The sequence below is a fragment of the Pseudomonas mosselii genome (assembly GCF_005796105.1).
Classification (GTDB): Bacteria; Pseudomonadota; Gammaproteobacteria; order Pseudomonadales; family Pseudomonadaceae; genus Aquipseudomonas; species Aquipseudomonas mosselii_C.
The window spans coordinates 1,098,190-1,112,739 of the sequence record NZ_VAUO01000001.1; the positions used below are offsets into that span (position 1 = coordinate 1,098,190).

General features: G+C 62.6%; 10 protein-coding genes and 2 pseudogenes. 6 read left to right on the forward strand and 6 right to left on the reverse strand.

Annotated elements, in window-relative coordinates:
• The first annotated feature begins 159 nt into the window (after positions 1-159).
• Positions 160-1,470: an alginate export family protein gene (locus tag FEM01_RS04830; protein ID WP_138218132.1), complete on the forward strand. Its 1,311-nt coding sequence runs from the start codon at positions 160-162 to the stop codon at positions 1,468-1,470.
• A gap of 246 nt (positions 1,471-1,716) precedes the next feature.
• Here FEM01_RS04830 and FEM01_RS04835 read toward each other — a convergent pair whose 3' ends face one another.
• Positions 1,717-2,598, reverse strand: a complete 882-nt coding sequence (locus tag FEM01_RS04835; RefSeq protein WP_138218133.1) for a LysR substrate-binding domain-containing protein — start codon at positions 2,596-2,598, stop codon at positions 1,717-1,719.
• A gap of 84 nt (positions 2,599-2,682) precedes the next feature.
• A complete protein-coding gene (locus FEM01_RS04840; protein WP_138218134.1) occupies positions 2,683-4,002 on the reverse strand; it encodes a Na+/H+ antiporter family protein in 1,320 nt (439 codons plus the stop codon).
• 578 nt (positions 4,003-4,580) lie between these two features.
• Here FEM01_RS04840 and FEM01_RS24645 point away from each other — a divergent pair.
• Positions 4,581-5,546 (forward strand): annotated as a pseudogene (locus FEM01_RS24645) (HAMP domain-containing protein); the annotation flags it as partial.
• A gap of 102 nt (positions 5,547-5,648) precedes the next feature.
• Entirely contained in the window at positions 5,649-6,404 is a 756-nt protein-coding gene (locus FEM01_RS24650; protein WP_416781920.1) for a methyl-accepting chemotaxis protein, read from the forward strand.
• A 63-nt stretch (positions 6,405-6,467) separates the two neighbouring features.
• On the opposite strand, the gene FEM01_RS04850 is transcribed toward FEM01_RS24650, so the two are convergent.
• Complete coding sequence (locus FEM01_RS04850) at positions 6,468-8,387, reverse strand: S8 family serine peptidase (RefSeq protein ID WP_138218136.1); 1,920 nt, start codon at positions 8,385-8,387, stop codon at positions 6,468-6,470.
• A 144-nt stretch (positions 8,388-8,531) separates the two neighbouring features.
• Here FEM01_RS04850 and FEM01_RS04855 point away from each other — a divergent pair, with 144 nt between their 5' ends.
• Positions 8,532-9,395, forward strand: coding sequence for a LysR family transcriptional regulator (locus tag FEM01_RS04855; RefSeq protein WP_138218137.1), 864 nt, complete (start codon positions 8,532-8,534; stop codon positions 9,393-9,395).
• Positions 9,396-9,504: 109 nt separating this feature from the next.
• On the opposite strand, the gene ttdB is transcribed toward FEM01_RS04855, so the two are convergent.
• The 3 genes from ttdB to FEM01_RS04870 are packed head-to-tail and all read right to left on the reverse strand — an operon-like array spanning position 9,505 to position 12,378.
• Positions 9,505-10,113: a L(+)-tartrate dehydratase subunit beta gene (ttdB, locus tag FEM01_RS04860; protein ID WP_138218177.1), complete on the reverse strand. Its 609-nt coding sequence runs from the start codon at positions 10,111-10,113 to the stop codon at positions 9,505-9,507.
• 8 nt (positions 10,114-10,121) lie between these two features.
• The gene (gene ttdA / locus FEM01_RS04865) at positions 10,122-11,021 is read right to left on the reverse strand and encodes a L(+)-tartrate dehydratase subunit alpha (protein ID WP_138218178.1); all 900 of its coding nucleotides are present in this window, start codon (positions 11,019-11,021) and stop codon (positions 10,122-10,124) included.
• Between the two features lie 46 nt (positions 11,022-11,067).
• Positions 11,068-12,378, reverse strand: a complete 1,311-nt coding sequence (locus FEM01_RS04870) for a dicarboxylate/amino acid:cation symporter (protein ID WP_138218138.1) — start codon at positions 12,376-12,378, stop codon at positions 11,068-11,070.
• 171 nt (positions 12,379-12,549) lie between these two features.
• Between FEM01_RS04870 and FEM01_RS04875 the strand changes: the two genes are divergently transcribed.
• Together FEM01_RS04875 and FEM01_RS24355 are read left to right on the forward strand one after the other, a co-directional pair.
• Entirely contained in the window at positions 12,550-13,446 is an 897-nt protein-coding gene (locus tag FEM01_RS04875) for a LysR family transcriptional regulator (RefSeq protein WP_138218139.1), read from the forward strand.
• Positions 13,447-13,591: 145 nt separating this feature from the next.
• Positions 13,592-13,697: pseudogene (locus tag FEM01_RS24355) on the forward strand (DUF6434 domain-containing protein); the annotation flags it as partial.
• Between the last annotated feature and the right edge of the window lie 853 nt (positions 13,698-14,550).

Here is a 14,550-nt window from a genome sequence, read left to right on the forward strand (position 1 = left end):
CCAGGGCGTGCAAGCGTCTTGGCAGCCTCGAACAAGACCCCACCCCGCCTGACACGCGCTAATACACCGTCGCTGCCAACCGCGACGGCCCTCGCCACCACGAGGCGCCTCACAACAAAAGGCGCCCTCCAGGGTGCGAACGTCAACGAGGGAAGTGCAATGGTCAAACCACACATGCTGTCCACCCTGGCCTTGGCGGCCTTGCTCGCCAGCCAGGCGGCGCCGGCCTACGAGCTGTATGCCGACGACGACAGCCACCTGAACGCCGACATGCTCGCGGTCTGGGGCATATTCAACAGCCGCAAGAACTACGACGGCACCGCCGGTGGCTCGACCTGGCGCGAAGGGTTCATCAAATACGGCCTGAGCGGCGATCAGGGACTGGCCGGCAACGGTACGCTGTACGGCGCGCTCAACTGGGTCAGCTCGGCCACCTGGGGCGATGGCGATGCCGCTGGCAATACCGATGGCTCCGAGCGCACCACCAAGATCGAGGATGCCTACCTGGGCTGGCGCTCTGGCGATCTGTTCCCGTTGCTGGGCAAGGATGGCGTGGATGTGTCCGCAGGCCGCCAGACCATTCGCCTGGGCAGTGGTTTCTTGATCAATGACGACGGTCCGAACCTGGGCAACGGCGTGGCCGACGGCGCGCTTGACCGCGGCGGTGCCTACTACCTGGCGGCCCGGCATGCGTTCGACCGCACGGCGATGCTGCGCCTGGGCGGGCAGGACGGGCTGCATGGCAGCCTGCTGTGGCTCAAATCCGATAACCGCGCTCAAGCCGAGACCGAGCTTGCCGCCGCCACCCTGGACTACACCCACGCCCTGGGTACGCTGGGGCTGACCTGGATCCACGGTATCGGTGTGACCGGCCAGTGGGCCAGTGAATTCCAGAAAGCCCGCGAAGGCATGGACGTGTACAGCCTGCGCGGCGAAGGCGATGCAGGGATCGAGCACGCCAACTTCGCCTTCGAATACGCCTGGCAGGACAAGCGTGGCGGCCCGGAGCAGGCCTGGTACGTGCAAGCCGGCTATACCTTCGCCGATGTGCCTTGGGCGCCGACCTTGACCTATCGCTACACCCGCTACTCGGCCGAATGGGACCCGCTGTTCAGTGGACTGTCCAGCGGCTACGGCACCTGGTTCCAGGGCGAGGTGGCGGCCAACTACGCCGGCCCCTTCAACAGCAACACTGGCATCCATCATGTGGGGCTGAAAGCCACGCCGTTGGAAAATGTCACGGTGGGCGCGCTGTACTTCGACTTCGACACCGTGCGCACCCGCAACAGCCTGAACCTCGATGCCCGCGAACTGGATTTCTACGTCGAATGGGCAGTCAACGAACATTTGATCATCAGCCCGCTGGTAGGCCTGTACCAACCGCGTAAAGATCAAAGCAACGGCGGTAACCAGGTCGGTGGCGACGGAACCAACGTGTACAGCCAACTGACGGTGGCCGTGCCGTTCTAGGGCCAACCTTACCCCTTGTGAGAGCACCAACGCGCTCGCGCAAGGGGTCGCGCTCTGACCCGATGCGCAGGATTGCAGCGTGCTGAAAAAAAACGCCGGCACAAGGCCGGCGTTCAAATGCAGCGTCTATGAAGTATGAAGACTGCCTGGTGAGGCGGCGCCACTATCGCCTTTCGCCACGCGCCGCGCTTGCCCGAGCCTGCCAGCTGCCTTGTACCTGGCTGCCCCTCTTGCGGCTGACGCCGCTCAGATCGCCTGCTCGCCCAGCAATTGGGTCAGGACCTGGGCCAATGCCTTGACCATGACATCCGCGGTCGGTCGGCAGACGATCACGATCTCGTAGCTGTCCACCTCCGGCAGCCCCTCGGCGCCGCCTAGCACGCGATGCTCGTGGGTGGCCGCACGCGTTGGCAACAGACTGATACCCATGCCGTCGGCCACCGCCGCCTGGATGCCGCTCAGACTGGAACTGGTGAAACTGATACGCCAACGTCGGCCCATGCCTTCGATGGCGCTGATCATGTCGTCACGGTACAAACCACGTGGAGGAAAGGTCACCAGCGGCACGGGGTCCAGTTCGAAGGACGGCATGCGCGCGCTGTCGATCCATTGCAGGCGTTCAGGCCAGCAGGCCACTCCTTCGCGGCTGTTGCGCCGCTGCTTGAGCAGCACCAGGTCCAGCTCGCCATTGTCGTAGGCCTGGCTCAGGTCGCGACACAACCCACTGGTGACCTCAAGCTTGACCTGCGGATGCTCGCGGCTGAAGGCCGACAAGGCATTGGTGGTACGCCCACCGACGAAGTCCTCCGGCACACCCAGGCGCAGGGTCACGCCGACCATTGCCCCGGCCAGGGCTTCGAGCATCTGGTCGTTCAGGGCCAGCATGTGCCGGGCATAGCCGAGCAAGGTCTGGCCGGCGTCGGTGGGCAGCACATCGCGGTTGCCGCGTACCAGCAAGCGATGGCCGACCATGTCTTCAAGGCGGCGAACCTTTTGGCTGATGGTGGATTGGGTGGAGTGCAGACGCGCGGCAGCGGTGGTGAAACTGCCGCAATCGGCCACCACCACGATAGCGCGCAGCAGGTCGAGGTCGAACAGGGCTCTATTCGATTTAACGCTGATGGACATCGGGGTATTCAACATCTGAATGGCAGGCTCGATTTCTATCATGCGGGCGTGCCAGCGGCAACCTGGCCGCCGGCCTGTGCAGCCTCAGAGGGTCATCGCCGCCAACCAGCCAAACCCCAGCAACGGCAGGTTGTAGTGGATGAACGTCGGTACCACCGTGTCCCAGATATGATGGTGCTGACCATCGACGTTGAGCCCCGAGGTCGGCCCCAGGGTCGAGTCCGAGGCCGGCGAACCGGCATCGCCCAAGGCGCCGGCGGTGCCAACGATGCACACGGTAGCGACAGGGTCGAAGCCCAGTTGCACACACAGCGGCACGAAGATCGCCGCCAGAATCGGTACGGTCGAGAACGACGAGCCAATGCCCATGGTCACCAGCAAGCCCACCAGCAACATCATCAAGGCGCCGACGCCCTTGCTGTGGTCGATCCACTGCGCGGCGGTCTGCACCAGGCTCTGCACATGGCCGGTGGCTTTCATCACGTCGGCAAACCCCGACGCTGCGATCATGATGAAGCCGATCATGGCCATCATCTTCATGCCTTCGGTGAACAGGTCGTCGGTTTCCTTCCAGCGCACGATGCCCGACAGCGAAAAGATCAGAAAGCCGACCATGGCACCGATGATCATCGAGTCCAGCCACAGCTGGATGATGAACGCCGCGGCAATCGCCACACCGGCCACCAGCAGCGTCAGCGGGTTGTAACGAACGCTCGCCTGCTCGACCTGCTCGATGCGCGCCAGGTCGTAATCACGCCGCTTGCGATAGCTGAAAAACACCGCCAGCAACAGACCTGCGAGCATGCCCGCCGCTGGAATGGCCATGGCATGGGTAACGTTCACAGCGCTGACATCGACCCCGGCGCGACTGACATTGGCCAGCAGGATCTGATTGAGGAAGATGTTGCCAAAACCCACCGGCAGGAACATGTATGGCGTGATCAAGCCGAACGTGATCACACAGGCGATCAGTCGTCGGTCGATGCGCAAGCGCGTCAGCACGTACAGCAGCGGCGGCACCAACAGCGGAATGAAGGCGATGTGGATCGGCAGCAGGTTCTGCGACGACACCGCCACCACCAGCATCAGGCCGATCAGCAGCCATTTCACCTTGCCGCCTTCGACATGGCCCTGACGGTCGATCATCGCCAAGGCGCGATCGGCCAGCGCATGGGCCAGACCCGACTTGGCGATGGCCACGGCGAAGGCGCCCAGCAAGGCATAGGACAACGCTACGGTCGCCCCGCCGCCCAGACCGCCATTGAAGGCCAGAAGCGTTCCTTCGATCCCCAATCCACCGACCAGGCCCCCGACCAGGGCACCGACGATCAGGGCGATGACGACATGCACGCGGGACAGGCTCAGGACCAGCATGACCCCGACCGCGGCAATCACTGCATTCATGGTGTACAAACCTCGATTCGACAGACAAAAAGCGAGCGTTCCGGCGACAGCTGCGCGCAGGCAGTGGCCGGGCTTAATGATGTTGTTATGAAGGGCGCACACTCTGAAGCACAGGCCAGCAGAAGTCAAAAACCCCCGCTCGCCTATGTGCGACTAACGTCGCATGATTTAAATTGAACGTTCAAATAAAGAAAAAGCTGACCACGCCGACATACACGGCAGCATCAAAACCTAATTAGAAGGGATTTGCCCCCATGCCTGCGCTGCGACAACTCTCGATTCAATGGAAGATCACCCTACTGGCCGGTTTGTGCCTGGCCAGTATCGTCACCCTGCTGGTCGGCCTTTCGCTGTACCGCATGGACCACAGCTCCGACCTGGTCAAGGCCAGCAGCATGCAGATGTTGACCGAGGCCGCCCAGGCCCGTATCGAGTCCCAGAGTGAGGTCCAGTCACTGAACATTCGTCGCCAGTTCATGGACGCCTACCAGTACGGCGCAGGCTTCGCGCGCCAGGTGCTGTTCCTGCGCGAACAGGCTGAAAAGCGTTTTCTCGATGCCTATGACCTGCGCCAGGACATGACCGCGCAAGTGCGTGCCGCACTGCAGGCCAACCCCGAGCTGCTGGGCCTGTCACTGGTATTCGAGCCCGACGCGTTGGACGGCAAGGACAAGCTGTTCGCCGGACAAGCGGCGCTGGGCAGCAACGAAACCGGGCGTTTCGCCCTGTACTGGTCGCAACCGCGCGCCGGCCAGTTGACCGCCATGGCCCTACCTGAGCAGGACATGGCCAATACCGCCATCGGCCCCAGCGGCGAGCCCGCAAATACCTGGTGGGTGTGCCCGCGCAGCAGCGGCCAGGTATGTGTGGTCGAGCCGTACTTCTATGACATCGAAGGGCAACGGGTGCTGATGACCAGCATCGTGTTCCCGCTAAAGGCCAACGGCAAGGTGATCGCCACCTTGTCCATCGACATCAACCTCAACAGCTTGCAGGCCCTGAGCGAATCGGCCAGCCGCAGCCTGTACGAAGGCCGTACCACGGTCGCCATTCTCAGCCCGGTAGGCTTGCTCGCCGGCTACAGCGCCGATGCCAGCAAACTGGCGCAGCGTCTGGATCAGGTCGACACGGCACAGGGCGCAGCGCTGGTGCGCAAGCTGGCCGACGGCAAGCTACAGATCGTGCATGGCCAGCAGCGCCTGAAAGTGCTCGGGGCCTTCGAGCCAATCCCCGGCGGCAAGCCGTGGGGGGTGCTGCTGGATGTGCCGGAAAGCGTCCTCACCGGCCCTGCCGAAACGCTTAAGCAGGCGCTCGATGCCCTCAACACCAGCGGCACCCTACTGGAGTTGGGCCTGGGCCTGGCCGCCGCCATCGCCGGCCTGCTGCTGGTATGGCTAACAGCTCGCAGCGTGACCCGGCCAATTCTTGGCGTGGCCGCCATGCTCAAGGACATCGCCAGCGGTGAAGGCGACCTGACCCGCCGCTTGCAATACGAAAAACGCGATGAGCTGGGCGAGCTGGCCGGCTGGTTTAACCGCTTCCTCGACAAGTTGCAGCCGACCATCGCCGAGGTGAAACGCTCGGTGCAAGCCGCTCGCGGCACCGCCGACCAGTCTGCGGCGATCGCCGCCGAGACCAGCGCAGGCATGGAGCAGCAGTATCGCCAAGTCGATCAGGTGGCCACCGCCTCCCACGAAATGAGCGCCACCGCCCAGGACGTCGCCCGCAGCGCGGCCCAGGCGGCCCAGGCTGCGCGCGACGCCGACCAGGCCACCCGTGAAGGCCTGGCAGTGATCGACCGCACCACCAGCAGCATCGACACCCTGGCCGCCGACATGAACAGCGCCATGGCTCAGGTAGAAGGCCTGGCGCGTAACAGCGAGAAGATTGGTTCGGTACTGGAGGTGATTCGCTCGATCGCCGAGCAGACCAACCTGCTGGCCCTGAACGCGGCCATCGAAGCGGCCCGTGCCGGCGAAGCCGGGCGTGGCTTCGCCGTGGTCGCCGACGAGGTGCGTAACCTGGCGCGACGCACCCAGGAATCGGTGGAGGAAACACGCCAGGTGATCGAAGCCTTGCAGGCCGGCACCCAGGAAGTGGTCGGCGCCATGGACAGCAGCCACCGTCAGGCCCAGGGTGGTGTCGAGCAGGTCGGCCAGGCCGTCACCGCGCTGCAACGCATCGGCCAGGCCGTGACGGTGATCACCGACATGAACCTGCAGATCGCCAGCGCCGCCGAAGAGCAGAGCGCTGTGGCCGAGGAAATCAACCACAATGTCGCGACCATCCGCGACGTCACCGAATCGCTGTCAGGACAAGCCAACGAGTCGGCACGCGTGAGTCAGTCGCTGAACAACCTGGCCAACCAGCAACAAAGCTTGATGGACCAGTTCCGCGTCTGAGCCACCGGCCTGGATCCCAACGCCTTGTACCGTGCCGGCCACAAGGCGTGACTTGATGGCCCGTCAGCCCTGGTCGAAATCGCCCCCGCCCAACAGGCGGTCGAGCAAGGCCAGAGCCGCTGCTACATCCGGTCGCGCCCCCATGGGCAGGGTGTCGGTCAATGGCAGGGTGGCGTCCTTGTGACCCGACGCCGTGATCAGCAAATGCATCTGGTTGGCATCCAGGTATACGTGGTGCCGGGTCATGGCGTAGGACTGCACGAGACTCAACGCACCAGTGACCATCGGTGTGGCCGAAGACGTGCCGCTGTAGTTATCGGTGTAGTCCCGGTTTTCTCCCGGCTTGTCCTGAAGCACGCCGTAGGACAGCGTGGCGACACTGTCGCCCCAGGCGTTGAGCATGCGGTAGCGGTAATTGAAGTTGGAGTATTGGTGCGGTTTGCCATCCCAGGAATGGCAGGCGCCCACCAGTATGGCGTCGGCGTCTCCATGGTCGCTGAAGTACGACCAGGCGCCTAGGTCGACACCGTAGCTCTGCACCGTTCCCTTGTCCTCGAGGGTAGCGCCGCTGCCATTGGCCGCTGCCACGACCACGATAGCACCACGTTGGGTCAACTGGGCGATCACGTCCCACCATGACCGATCATGCACTGCGGGCAGGAAGGTGCTCAGCACCTGCAGGTTGGCGGTCTGCCGGTTGATGCCGACGATATCGCCCGGTACCACCATGCGCAGCAGGTCCTTGAGCACCTGCGACTCGTGCCGAGCGTCCCTGGCACGATTGTCGTAAAGGAACAGTTCGCTGCCATGGCTGATACCGGTCATGCCAAAGCCATTGTTCATCGCTAGCAGAACACCGGCCGAGGCGGTGCCGTGCTTCGGATCATCGTTGGGTGTGGAGTTGACCACCGTCAGCTTTGGATTACCTTGCAGGTCCTCATGCTCGGGGAACAGCCCCCCGTCGGAAAAATGAATCCGTCCACCCTCACCGGTCACTCCTTTCTCCCAGGCTGCACGGATGTTCAGGCCCTTCCACCGAGGCCCTGGAGCGTCCAGGTAGTGCTGCAGCACCTCGAAATCAGGTGTCGGCGCGGCGTTGCTGTTAGCCCGCTCGCCGGCCGCCCATGCTGCACCGGTCAACAGCGTGGCCAGCACCCCCGCCACCCCGAGCGCCACCAGATTGGGTGACTCAGGGGTACCTTGGAACTGCAGCGAAACCACATAATCCAAAGCCGCCAAGGTCTTGAGCAGCTCGACGTAGGTGTCGTTGCTCATGCTCGCAGGCTGCTCGAGGGTGCAGTAGTTCCTTAGCACATCCAACGCCGGCTCGTCACGCTCATGCGCTTCGAGCAATGGGAGCGGCTGAATGACAGCCCCCAGCGACGGCCACAGGCGCACCAGCGAAGAGAGGCTGTCTGGCTCAAGGTCAGCGAGCAGTCGCTCATAGCCGCCCTCGCTGAAACCGATCGACAACAACGGAAAACGCTCACCGTCTTGCGGCTGAGGCAGCCCTGGCAGCGACTGGCCATAAGGATCGTGCGGGCCTCGCTCGGCATGCCGCCTGGTTCGGCCAGTGTGTGTGTCAGCGGCCAGGGGCACCTTGTCCAGCACGCTGCGGTCAAGATCACTCTCCTGCACCTGCAACAGCAGAGGCTCCAGCTCGAACACACCAGCAGCCCCGGTCGGCCGCCCCATCGCCGTCGCATGCTGGTCGAGCAGCACGACCGACGGGCGAATGGCGAAGCGCCCAGCGGTTTCACGGGTCACGAAAGTCATTGGGCAACCATGGTCGACAAGCTTGCCGCTAGCGGCATGGCCGTACACCGATTTGCCCTGCAACTTAACTGGGCCATCGGGACCAAGGCGCTCCAGCACGTACCGGATACGTGCCACCTTGCCAAGATCGGCACCGGTACACCGCACATGGAATTTGCCATCGAAACGAAAGTTGCAGTAGTAGATGAAGTTCAGGTCCAGGGACATCGCGTTCTCCTCGAAAGCGCAACGCGGTCATCGCGCGCCCTGAATTGTTCTCCGTAGGCCTGGATCGATTGCAGCCTGAACCCCTTCCCGAAGGATTAATGGCGTATGGTGTGGGCCTGTGCCACCTGCCTTGGAGCCCTTCGCGTGTCACTCAAAGCCCTGCGCACCCTGGTGACCATAGCCCGCCATGGTACCTTCGCCCGCGCCGCCGACCTGCTCAGCCTGACGCCCTCGGCGGTGAGCCTGCACATCAAGACCCTCGAAGTGGAGTTGCAGGTGACGCTGTTCGACCGTAGCCGTCGCCAGGTGGTGCTGACTGAAGCCGGCCAGCTGGCAGTGGCTCGCGCCGAGACTATCCTGGCCGCATACGACGAGCTAGCCGACACCCTGGCCAGTGGTTCGAGCCTGCGCGGCCGACTGCGCATCGGAGCCATCCATACCGTACTGGCCCGGCGCCTGCCAAGAGCATTGGTGTGGATCAAGGCGCACCACCCGCAACTGCATGTGAGCGTGGTATCGGGCATGTCGGCAGAACTGGCACGACGCGTGGAAGACGGCGAACTCGATGCAGCAATCACCACCGAGCCGGTCAGCCCCTACCCGCAAAGCTTGCAATACACGCCCCTGTTCGAGGACCGCTTCTGGGCGATCTCCAGTCCCGAACTCATCGGGGTCAGCCTGCCGGAACTGCTGGCCAGCCAGCCGTTTCTGCGCTTTGACAAGCGCGCCTGGGCGGGACGTCAGATCGAGCAGGAGCTGCGCCGCCAGCGCCTGCAAGTCAGCGAGCAAATGGAGCTGGACAGCCAGGAGGCCCTGGCACGCATGGCGGCCATGGGGCTGGGGGTGGCGATCATACCGATAAGCGATGAAGACCTCGAACGGCTGCCGCCCGCCAGCGTACTGCCCTTCGGTGAGCCGCAACTGACCCGGCGCATGGTGCTACTGGAGCATGAAAAGAGCCAGCGCCGGCATTTGAGTGCGGTGTTGAGGATGGCACTGGAAGCCTGAGCCGGCCCTGCCGAACGCACGACTTACCCGCGCCCACCCGCAGCGGCTGCCGCCTTTGTGCGGCAGTCCACGGACGTGGACGCAGGCAAGCGCCAGGGGCGGCCCGTACCTACTTGATGAAACGAACCTGGCTGTTGATCTTCTCGATCACCGCGCCCTTGAGCGCGTTGAAGCGGGCCTTGTTCTGCTCGAACAGGTTATTGCCCTTGGTGTCGATGGAAATGATCAACGGCCCGAACTCGCGCACACGGTTCACCCACAGCGTCTCGGGCATGCCCAGGTCCTGCCATTCGGCACGCTCGATTTCTTCTACCTGGGTCGCCGCCAGAACCGCACAGCCTCCGGGAAATACCGCGTGCACGGCCTTGTTTTCCAGGCAGCCGGTGGTGGTCTCCGGGCCCATGCCGCCCTTGCCGACGATCAGCTTGACGCCGGTCTGCTCGATGAACTGCTTCTCGAATTTTTCCATGCGCATGCTGGTGGTCGGGCCGATGGACACCATCTCGAAGCTGCCGTCGTCCTTCTTCTTGACGATGGGGCCGGCGTGGAAGATCGCCCCGCCGCGCAGGTCCACCGGCAACTCGCGCCCCAGTTCGATGAGACGGCGGTGGGCGACGTCACGGCAGGTCACCAGTTGCCCGGTGAGGTACACCACATCGCCCACGTTGAGGTCGGCCAGGTCTTGATCGCTGATGGGGGTGCTGAGGATCTTTTTCACAGGACTGTTCACAGAATCACGCCTTCATGGGAGAGGATGTCGTAGGAGAGGTCGGCGTTGATGCGGATCTTGCCGCGCCGATGCGCCCAGCAACCGGTAGAGACGGCCACGCCGATGGTCGAAGGGTGGCGCGCGGAGGACTCGATGTTCACCCCCATCACGCTGCTGTTACCGGTCAGGCCTTGTGGGCCAATGCCGATTTCGTTGAGGCCGTCTTCGAGCAGCTTTTCCATCATCGCCGCGCTTTCGTTGGGGTGAGCGGAGTCCACCGGACGCAGGATGGCTTTCTTCGACAACCGAGCGGCGGTTTCCACCGAAGTGGACACCCCGACCCCGACCAGCAACGGTGGGCATGCGTTGACCCCGCGTGAGGTGATCACATCGAACACGAACTCGGCCACCCCTTCATAGCCTTGCCCCGGCATCAGCACCTTGGCCGAGCCCGGCAAGGTGCAACCGCCACCGGCCATGTACACGTCAACGATGGCGTAGTCGGCATCTGGGATGATTTCCCAATCCAGCCACGGGATCTTCGAGCCGGTGTTAGTGCCGGTGTTCTTCTCGATGAAGGTTTCCACGGCGTTGTGGCGCAGCGGCCCGTGCACAGTGGCCTCCTTGGTTGCGTTCTCCAGGATGCCCTCCATCTCGCCCAGCAACGGGAAGCGCGCACCGGCAGAGATGAAGTACTGGATCACCCCGGTGTCCTGGCAACTGGGGCGATTGAGTTTGTCGGCGTAGGCCTGGTTGTCGGCCATCGAGTCGTACACGGCGATGGCCAGCGGGTTGGTTTCGGCGGCGCGTAGCTTGGCGGTCTTTTCTTTCACGTCCTTGGGCAGGCGCTTACCAATGTAGGCAGTGAATTTCGCCAACACGTCGGTGAGCGTTGCCACGGCGTTGTCTTTGTCGATTGTGGTGTCCACGGGGTTATCTCCTCTTTGCAGCACAAGGCGCTGTTCAGGCGTTTCGGGTAAGGATTGGGGTGACGGCCGGTTCCGGCTCAGGCGGTTGCTGGCCAGCCAGCACCTGCTCCAGGCGCTGCTGATCGAGGGCGCCGACCCAGCGGGCGATGGCCACGGTGCCGACCGCGTTGCCAATCGTGTTGGTGATGGCACGGGCTTCGGACATGAAGCGGTCTACCCCCAACAGCAGGACCATGCCGGCCACCGGGATGTTGTCCATGGTCGCCAGCGTTGCGGCCAGGGTGATGAAGCCCGAACCAGTCACCCCCGCCGAACCCTTGGAGGTCAGCAGCAGTACGCCGAGCACGATCAGTTGGTCCATCAATGTCAGCGGGGTATTGGTGGCTTGGGCGATGAAGATCGCCGCCATCGTGTAGTAGATGCACTGGCCATCGGGGTTGAAGGTCAGCCCCGAAGGGATCACCAGGCCGACCACCGGTTTGGACACACCGACGCGCTCAAGCTTGGTCATCAGTTGCGGCACCACCGATTCCGAGGAACTGGTTCCGAGCACGGTGAACAGCTCTTCCTTCAAGTATTTGAGCAGCTTCCACAGGCTGAAACCCGACAGCCGCGCGATGAAGCCCAGCACCAGCACCACGAACATGACGCAGGTGAGGTACATGGTCGCCATCAGCTTGCCCAGCGACACGATCGAGCCCAACCCGTACTTGCCCACGGTAAATGCCATCGCCCCACAAGCTGCCAACGGCGCCAGACGCATGACCATGCCAACGATATGGAACATGCCGTGGGAAAACGCTTCGAGTACATCCACTGCCGGCTTGCCGCGTGGCCCCAGGTGCGCCAGGGCGATGCCGAACAGGCTGGAGAACAGCAGAATCTGCAAGATCTCGTTCTTGGCGAAAGCGTCGATAACGCTGGCGGGGATCAGGTTCAGCAGGAAGTCGCTCAAGCCCCCTGAGCCACTGCTGGCGGCCGCGGTGTAACTGGCGATGCTCTTGGCATCGAGGGTAGCCGGGTCGACGTTCATGCCCTGCCCTGGCTGAACGATGTTGACCACCACCAGCCCCAGCACCAGGGCGAAGGTAGACAGCACTTCGAAGTAGATCAGCGCACGCATGCCTACGCGGCCCAGCTCCTTCATGTTCTCCATGCGTGCGATGCCCAGCACCACGGTGGCGAAGATCACCGGGGCGAAGACCATCTTGATGAGTTTGATGAAGGCGTCGCCCAAAGGCTTGAGATCGACGCCAACCTCGGGCCAGAAGACCCCGAGCAGAATGCCCAAGGTCACGCCAATCAGGACTTGCACGTACAGTTTTCCAAGGTATCGCTTGGCCATTGCCGTCTCCGAATTATTGTTGTGGGTCGGATTGAGTGGCGGTTGGGCTTGCCAGGCAGGCAGCTGAATAGCCCAGTTTTGTTGTGGTTAATCACGCCAGGCAACGTTAATGGTTTTTCAGAAATGCTGTAATACAATGAAATTCACATCATTATTTCCCTGGAGTTACCAATGAATGCGGTATCGGAACTGGCTTTTTTCACCCAGTTGGTCCGGCTGGGCAGCTTGGCGGCGACCGCGCGCGAGCTGAACCTCACCCCGCCTGCGGTTTCCAAGCGCCTGGCCCAGCTGGAGCAGCGCCTGGGCGTGCGCCTGCTCAATCGCACCACGCGCAGCATCAGCCTGACGGCCGAAGGCGAGACCTATCTGGTCAACGCCCGGCGCATCCTCGAGGAGATCGAAGAGCTGGAGCGCCAAGTCTCCAGCAGCCGCGCCGAGCCCAAGGGCCTGCTACGGGTTAACGCCCCACTGGGCTTTGGCCGCACCCATGTAGCCCCAGCGATTTCATCGTTCGCCCAACGCCACCCTGAGGTGCAGGTGCAACTGCACCTGACCGACCGTCCGATCAACCTGCCCGACGACGCGATCGATGTGGCCATCCGTTTCGGCGACCTACCCGATTCGCGCCTGATCGCCCGGCGTATCGCCGCCAACCGCCGACGCCTGTGCGCCACCCCGGCCTACCTGGCCGCCTACGGCACGCCATTGGCGCCGAAGGACCTGGCGCAGCACGACTGCATCGTGCTGCGCCAGAACGATGCGGCATTCGGGCTGTGGCGCTTCAGCCGCGGCAAGCAGAGCGAAACGGTGAAGGTGGGTGGGCGCTTGAGCACCAACGATGGTGAAGTGGCATTGAACTGGGCGCTGGACGGCCAGGGGATCTTGATGCGCGCCGAGTGGAACCTGACCGAGCACTTGCGCAGCGGGCGGCTGGTAGAGGTGCTGGAAGATTGGGAGACGCCACCGGCGGATATTTATGCGGTGTATCTGGAGCGCTTGAATCTTTCAGCGAAGGTGGCGTTTTTTGTGGAGCATTTACGCGGATTCTTTGGGCGGGGGGTGAGCTAGCAGGTAGCCCAGGACAAGCATTTAAAATGACCAACGTTTTTGCACGGGATTTGTTTTTCAGGGGCGTACGCGTGTCAGGATGGGCAGGATCCATGCCCTGAAATGCTGCCCGGTGGTCGACGGATCAAGCGTCAAGGAAACTCAGATGTGCTTTGGCTGGCACACGGGGGCCGATTACACGCGCCACTCCACTGGACAAGCAGTACCGTAACACCCCGAAGGTACGGCAGTTCATGGTCACTGAACGTGGGAAGCGCGGCGATTGGCTGCTACAGCAATCAGAGTAACTCGCCTCACACATGCACCTATATACAAATGCACGCGATAGTGGCACATTGACTCCATTCAGCAAAGTTGCATCATCGAAAGGAGCGCGCATGAGCAAAGGTGTTAGAGGTTCAACAGTGGTAGGTGGCGTCGGTGCGGCGGCTACCGCGGCAACTGCAGCCACAACCGCGTCTACGGTGGTTGGGGCCTCCGCTGCAACTATTATGTCCGCAACCGCCGGCACTACCGGGGCTGCATTAGCTGCTACCGCAGGGGCAGCGGGCACTGCGGGAGGGGCTGCTATCGCATCTGGCATGGCATCGATCGGCAGTGTCGTTGGCGGAGGGATGGCCGCCGGAGCGATCATGACAGCAGCAGCTCCTGTCGCAGCTATTGCGGCTATAGGTTATGGGCTGTTCAAGCTGTTTGAAGATTGATTGTCAACTTGCCCAAAACCCGTATCTAAGTGTTGATCTTCCAGCCCCTAGAGAGTCTGATCGCCATTGGCTCTTTGAGGGGCGAATCAAGGACTTTCCGAACGCGCCGCTATTCGCAACGTCAGCCCACCGTACTGCAACTCTCCCTGGGACGAGCGGCTTTGCCTTGATCGGCGAGGGTCACGTGTCAGCTCTCCACTTTCTTGGTCAACGGTCCGAATACTCACTTAGCTTCTCGCCCCTCCATGAAGCTAACCATGCAGCCAGCGAAGAAGATCAGGTTCCCCCGGCAAGAAGGACATTGAGCCAGTTCAATCACGGCCTTCTTGAAAGCGGGGCGGCGGCTCTTCTTCATGCCTACTGAACTGGCCTAATGATTTTGGACACCTTCATCGGGCGC

Coding starts and splice junctions, on each gene's coding strand:
- FEM01_RS04870 (WP_138218138.1), bottom strand. CDS start 12,378: ATGGCCAAGCGATACCTTGGAAAACTGTACGTGCAAGTCCTGATTGGC.
- FEM01_RS04875 (WP_138218139.1), top strand. CDS start 12,550: ATGAATGCGGTATCGGAACTGGCTTTTTTCACCCAGTTGGTCCGGCTG.
- FEM01_RS04830 (WP_138218132.1), top strand. CDS start 160: ATGGTCAAACCACACATGCTGTCCACCCTGGCCTTGGCGGCCTTGCTC.
- FEM01_RS04835 (WP_138218133.1), bottom strand. CDS start 2,598: ATGTCCATCAGCGTTAAATCGAATAGAGCCCTGTTCGACCTCGACCTG.
- FEM01_RS04850 (WP_138218136.1), bottom strand. CDS start 8,387: ATGTCCCTGGACCTGAACTTCATCTACTACTGCAACTTTCGTTTCGAT.
- FEM01_RS04840 (WP_138218134.1), bottom strand. CDS start 4,002: ATGAATGCAGTGATTGCCGCGGTCGGGGTCATGCTGGTCCTGAGCCTG.
- FEM01_RS24650 (WP_416781920.1), top strand. CDS start 5,649: ATGGAGCAGCAGTATCGCCAAGTCGATCAGGTGGCCACCGCCTCCCAC.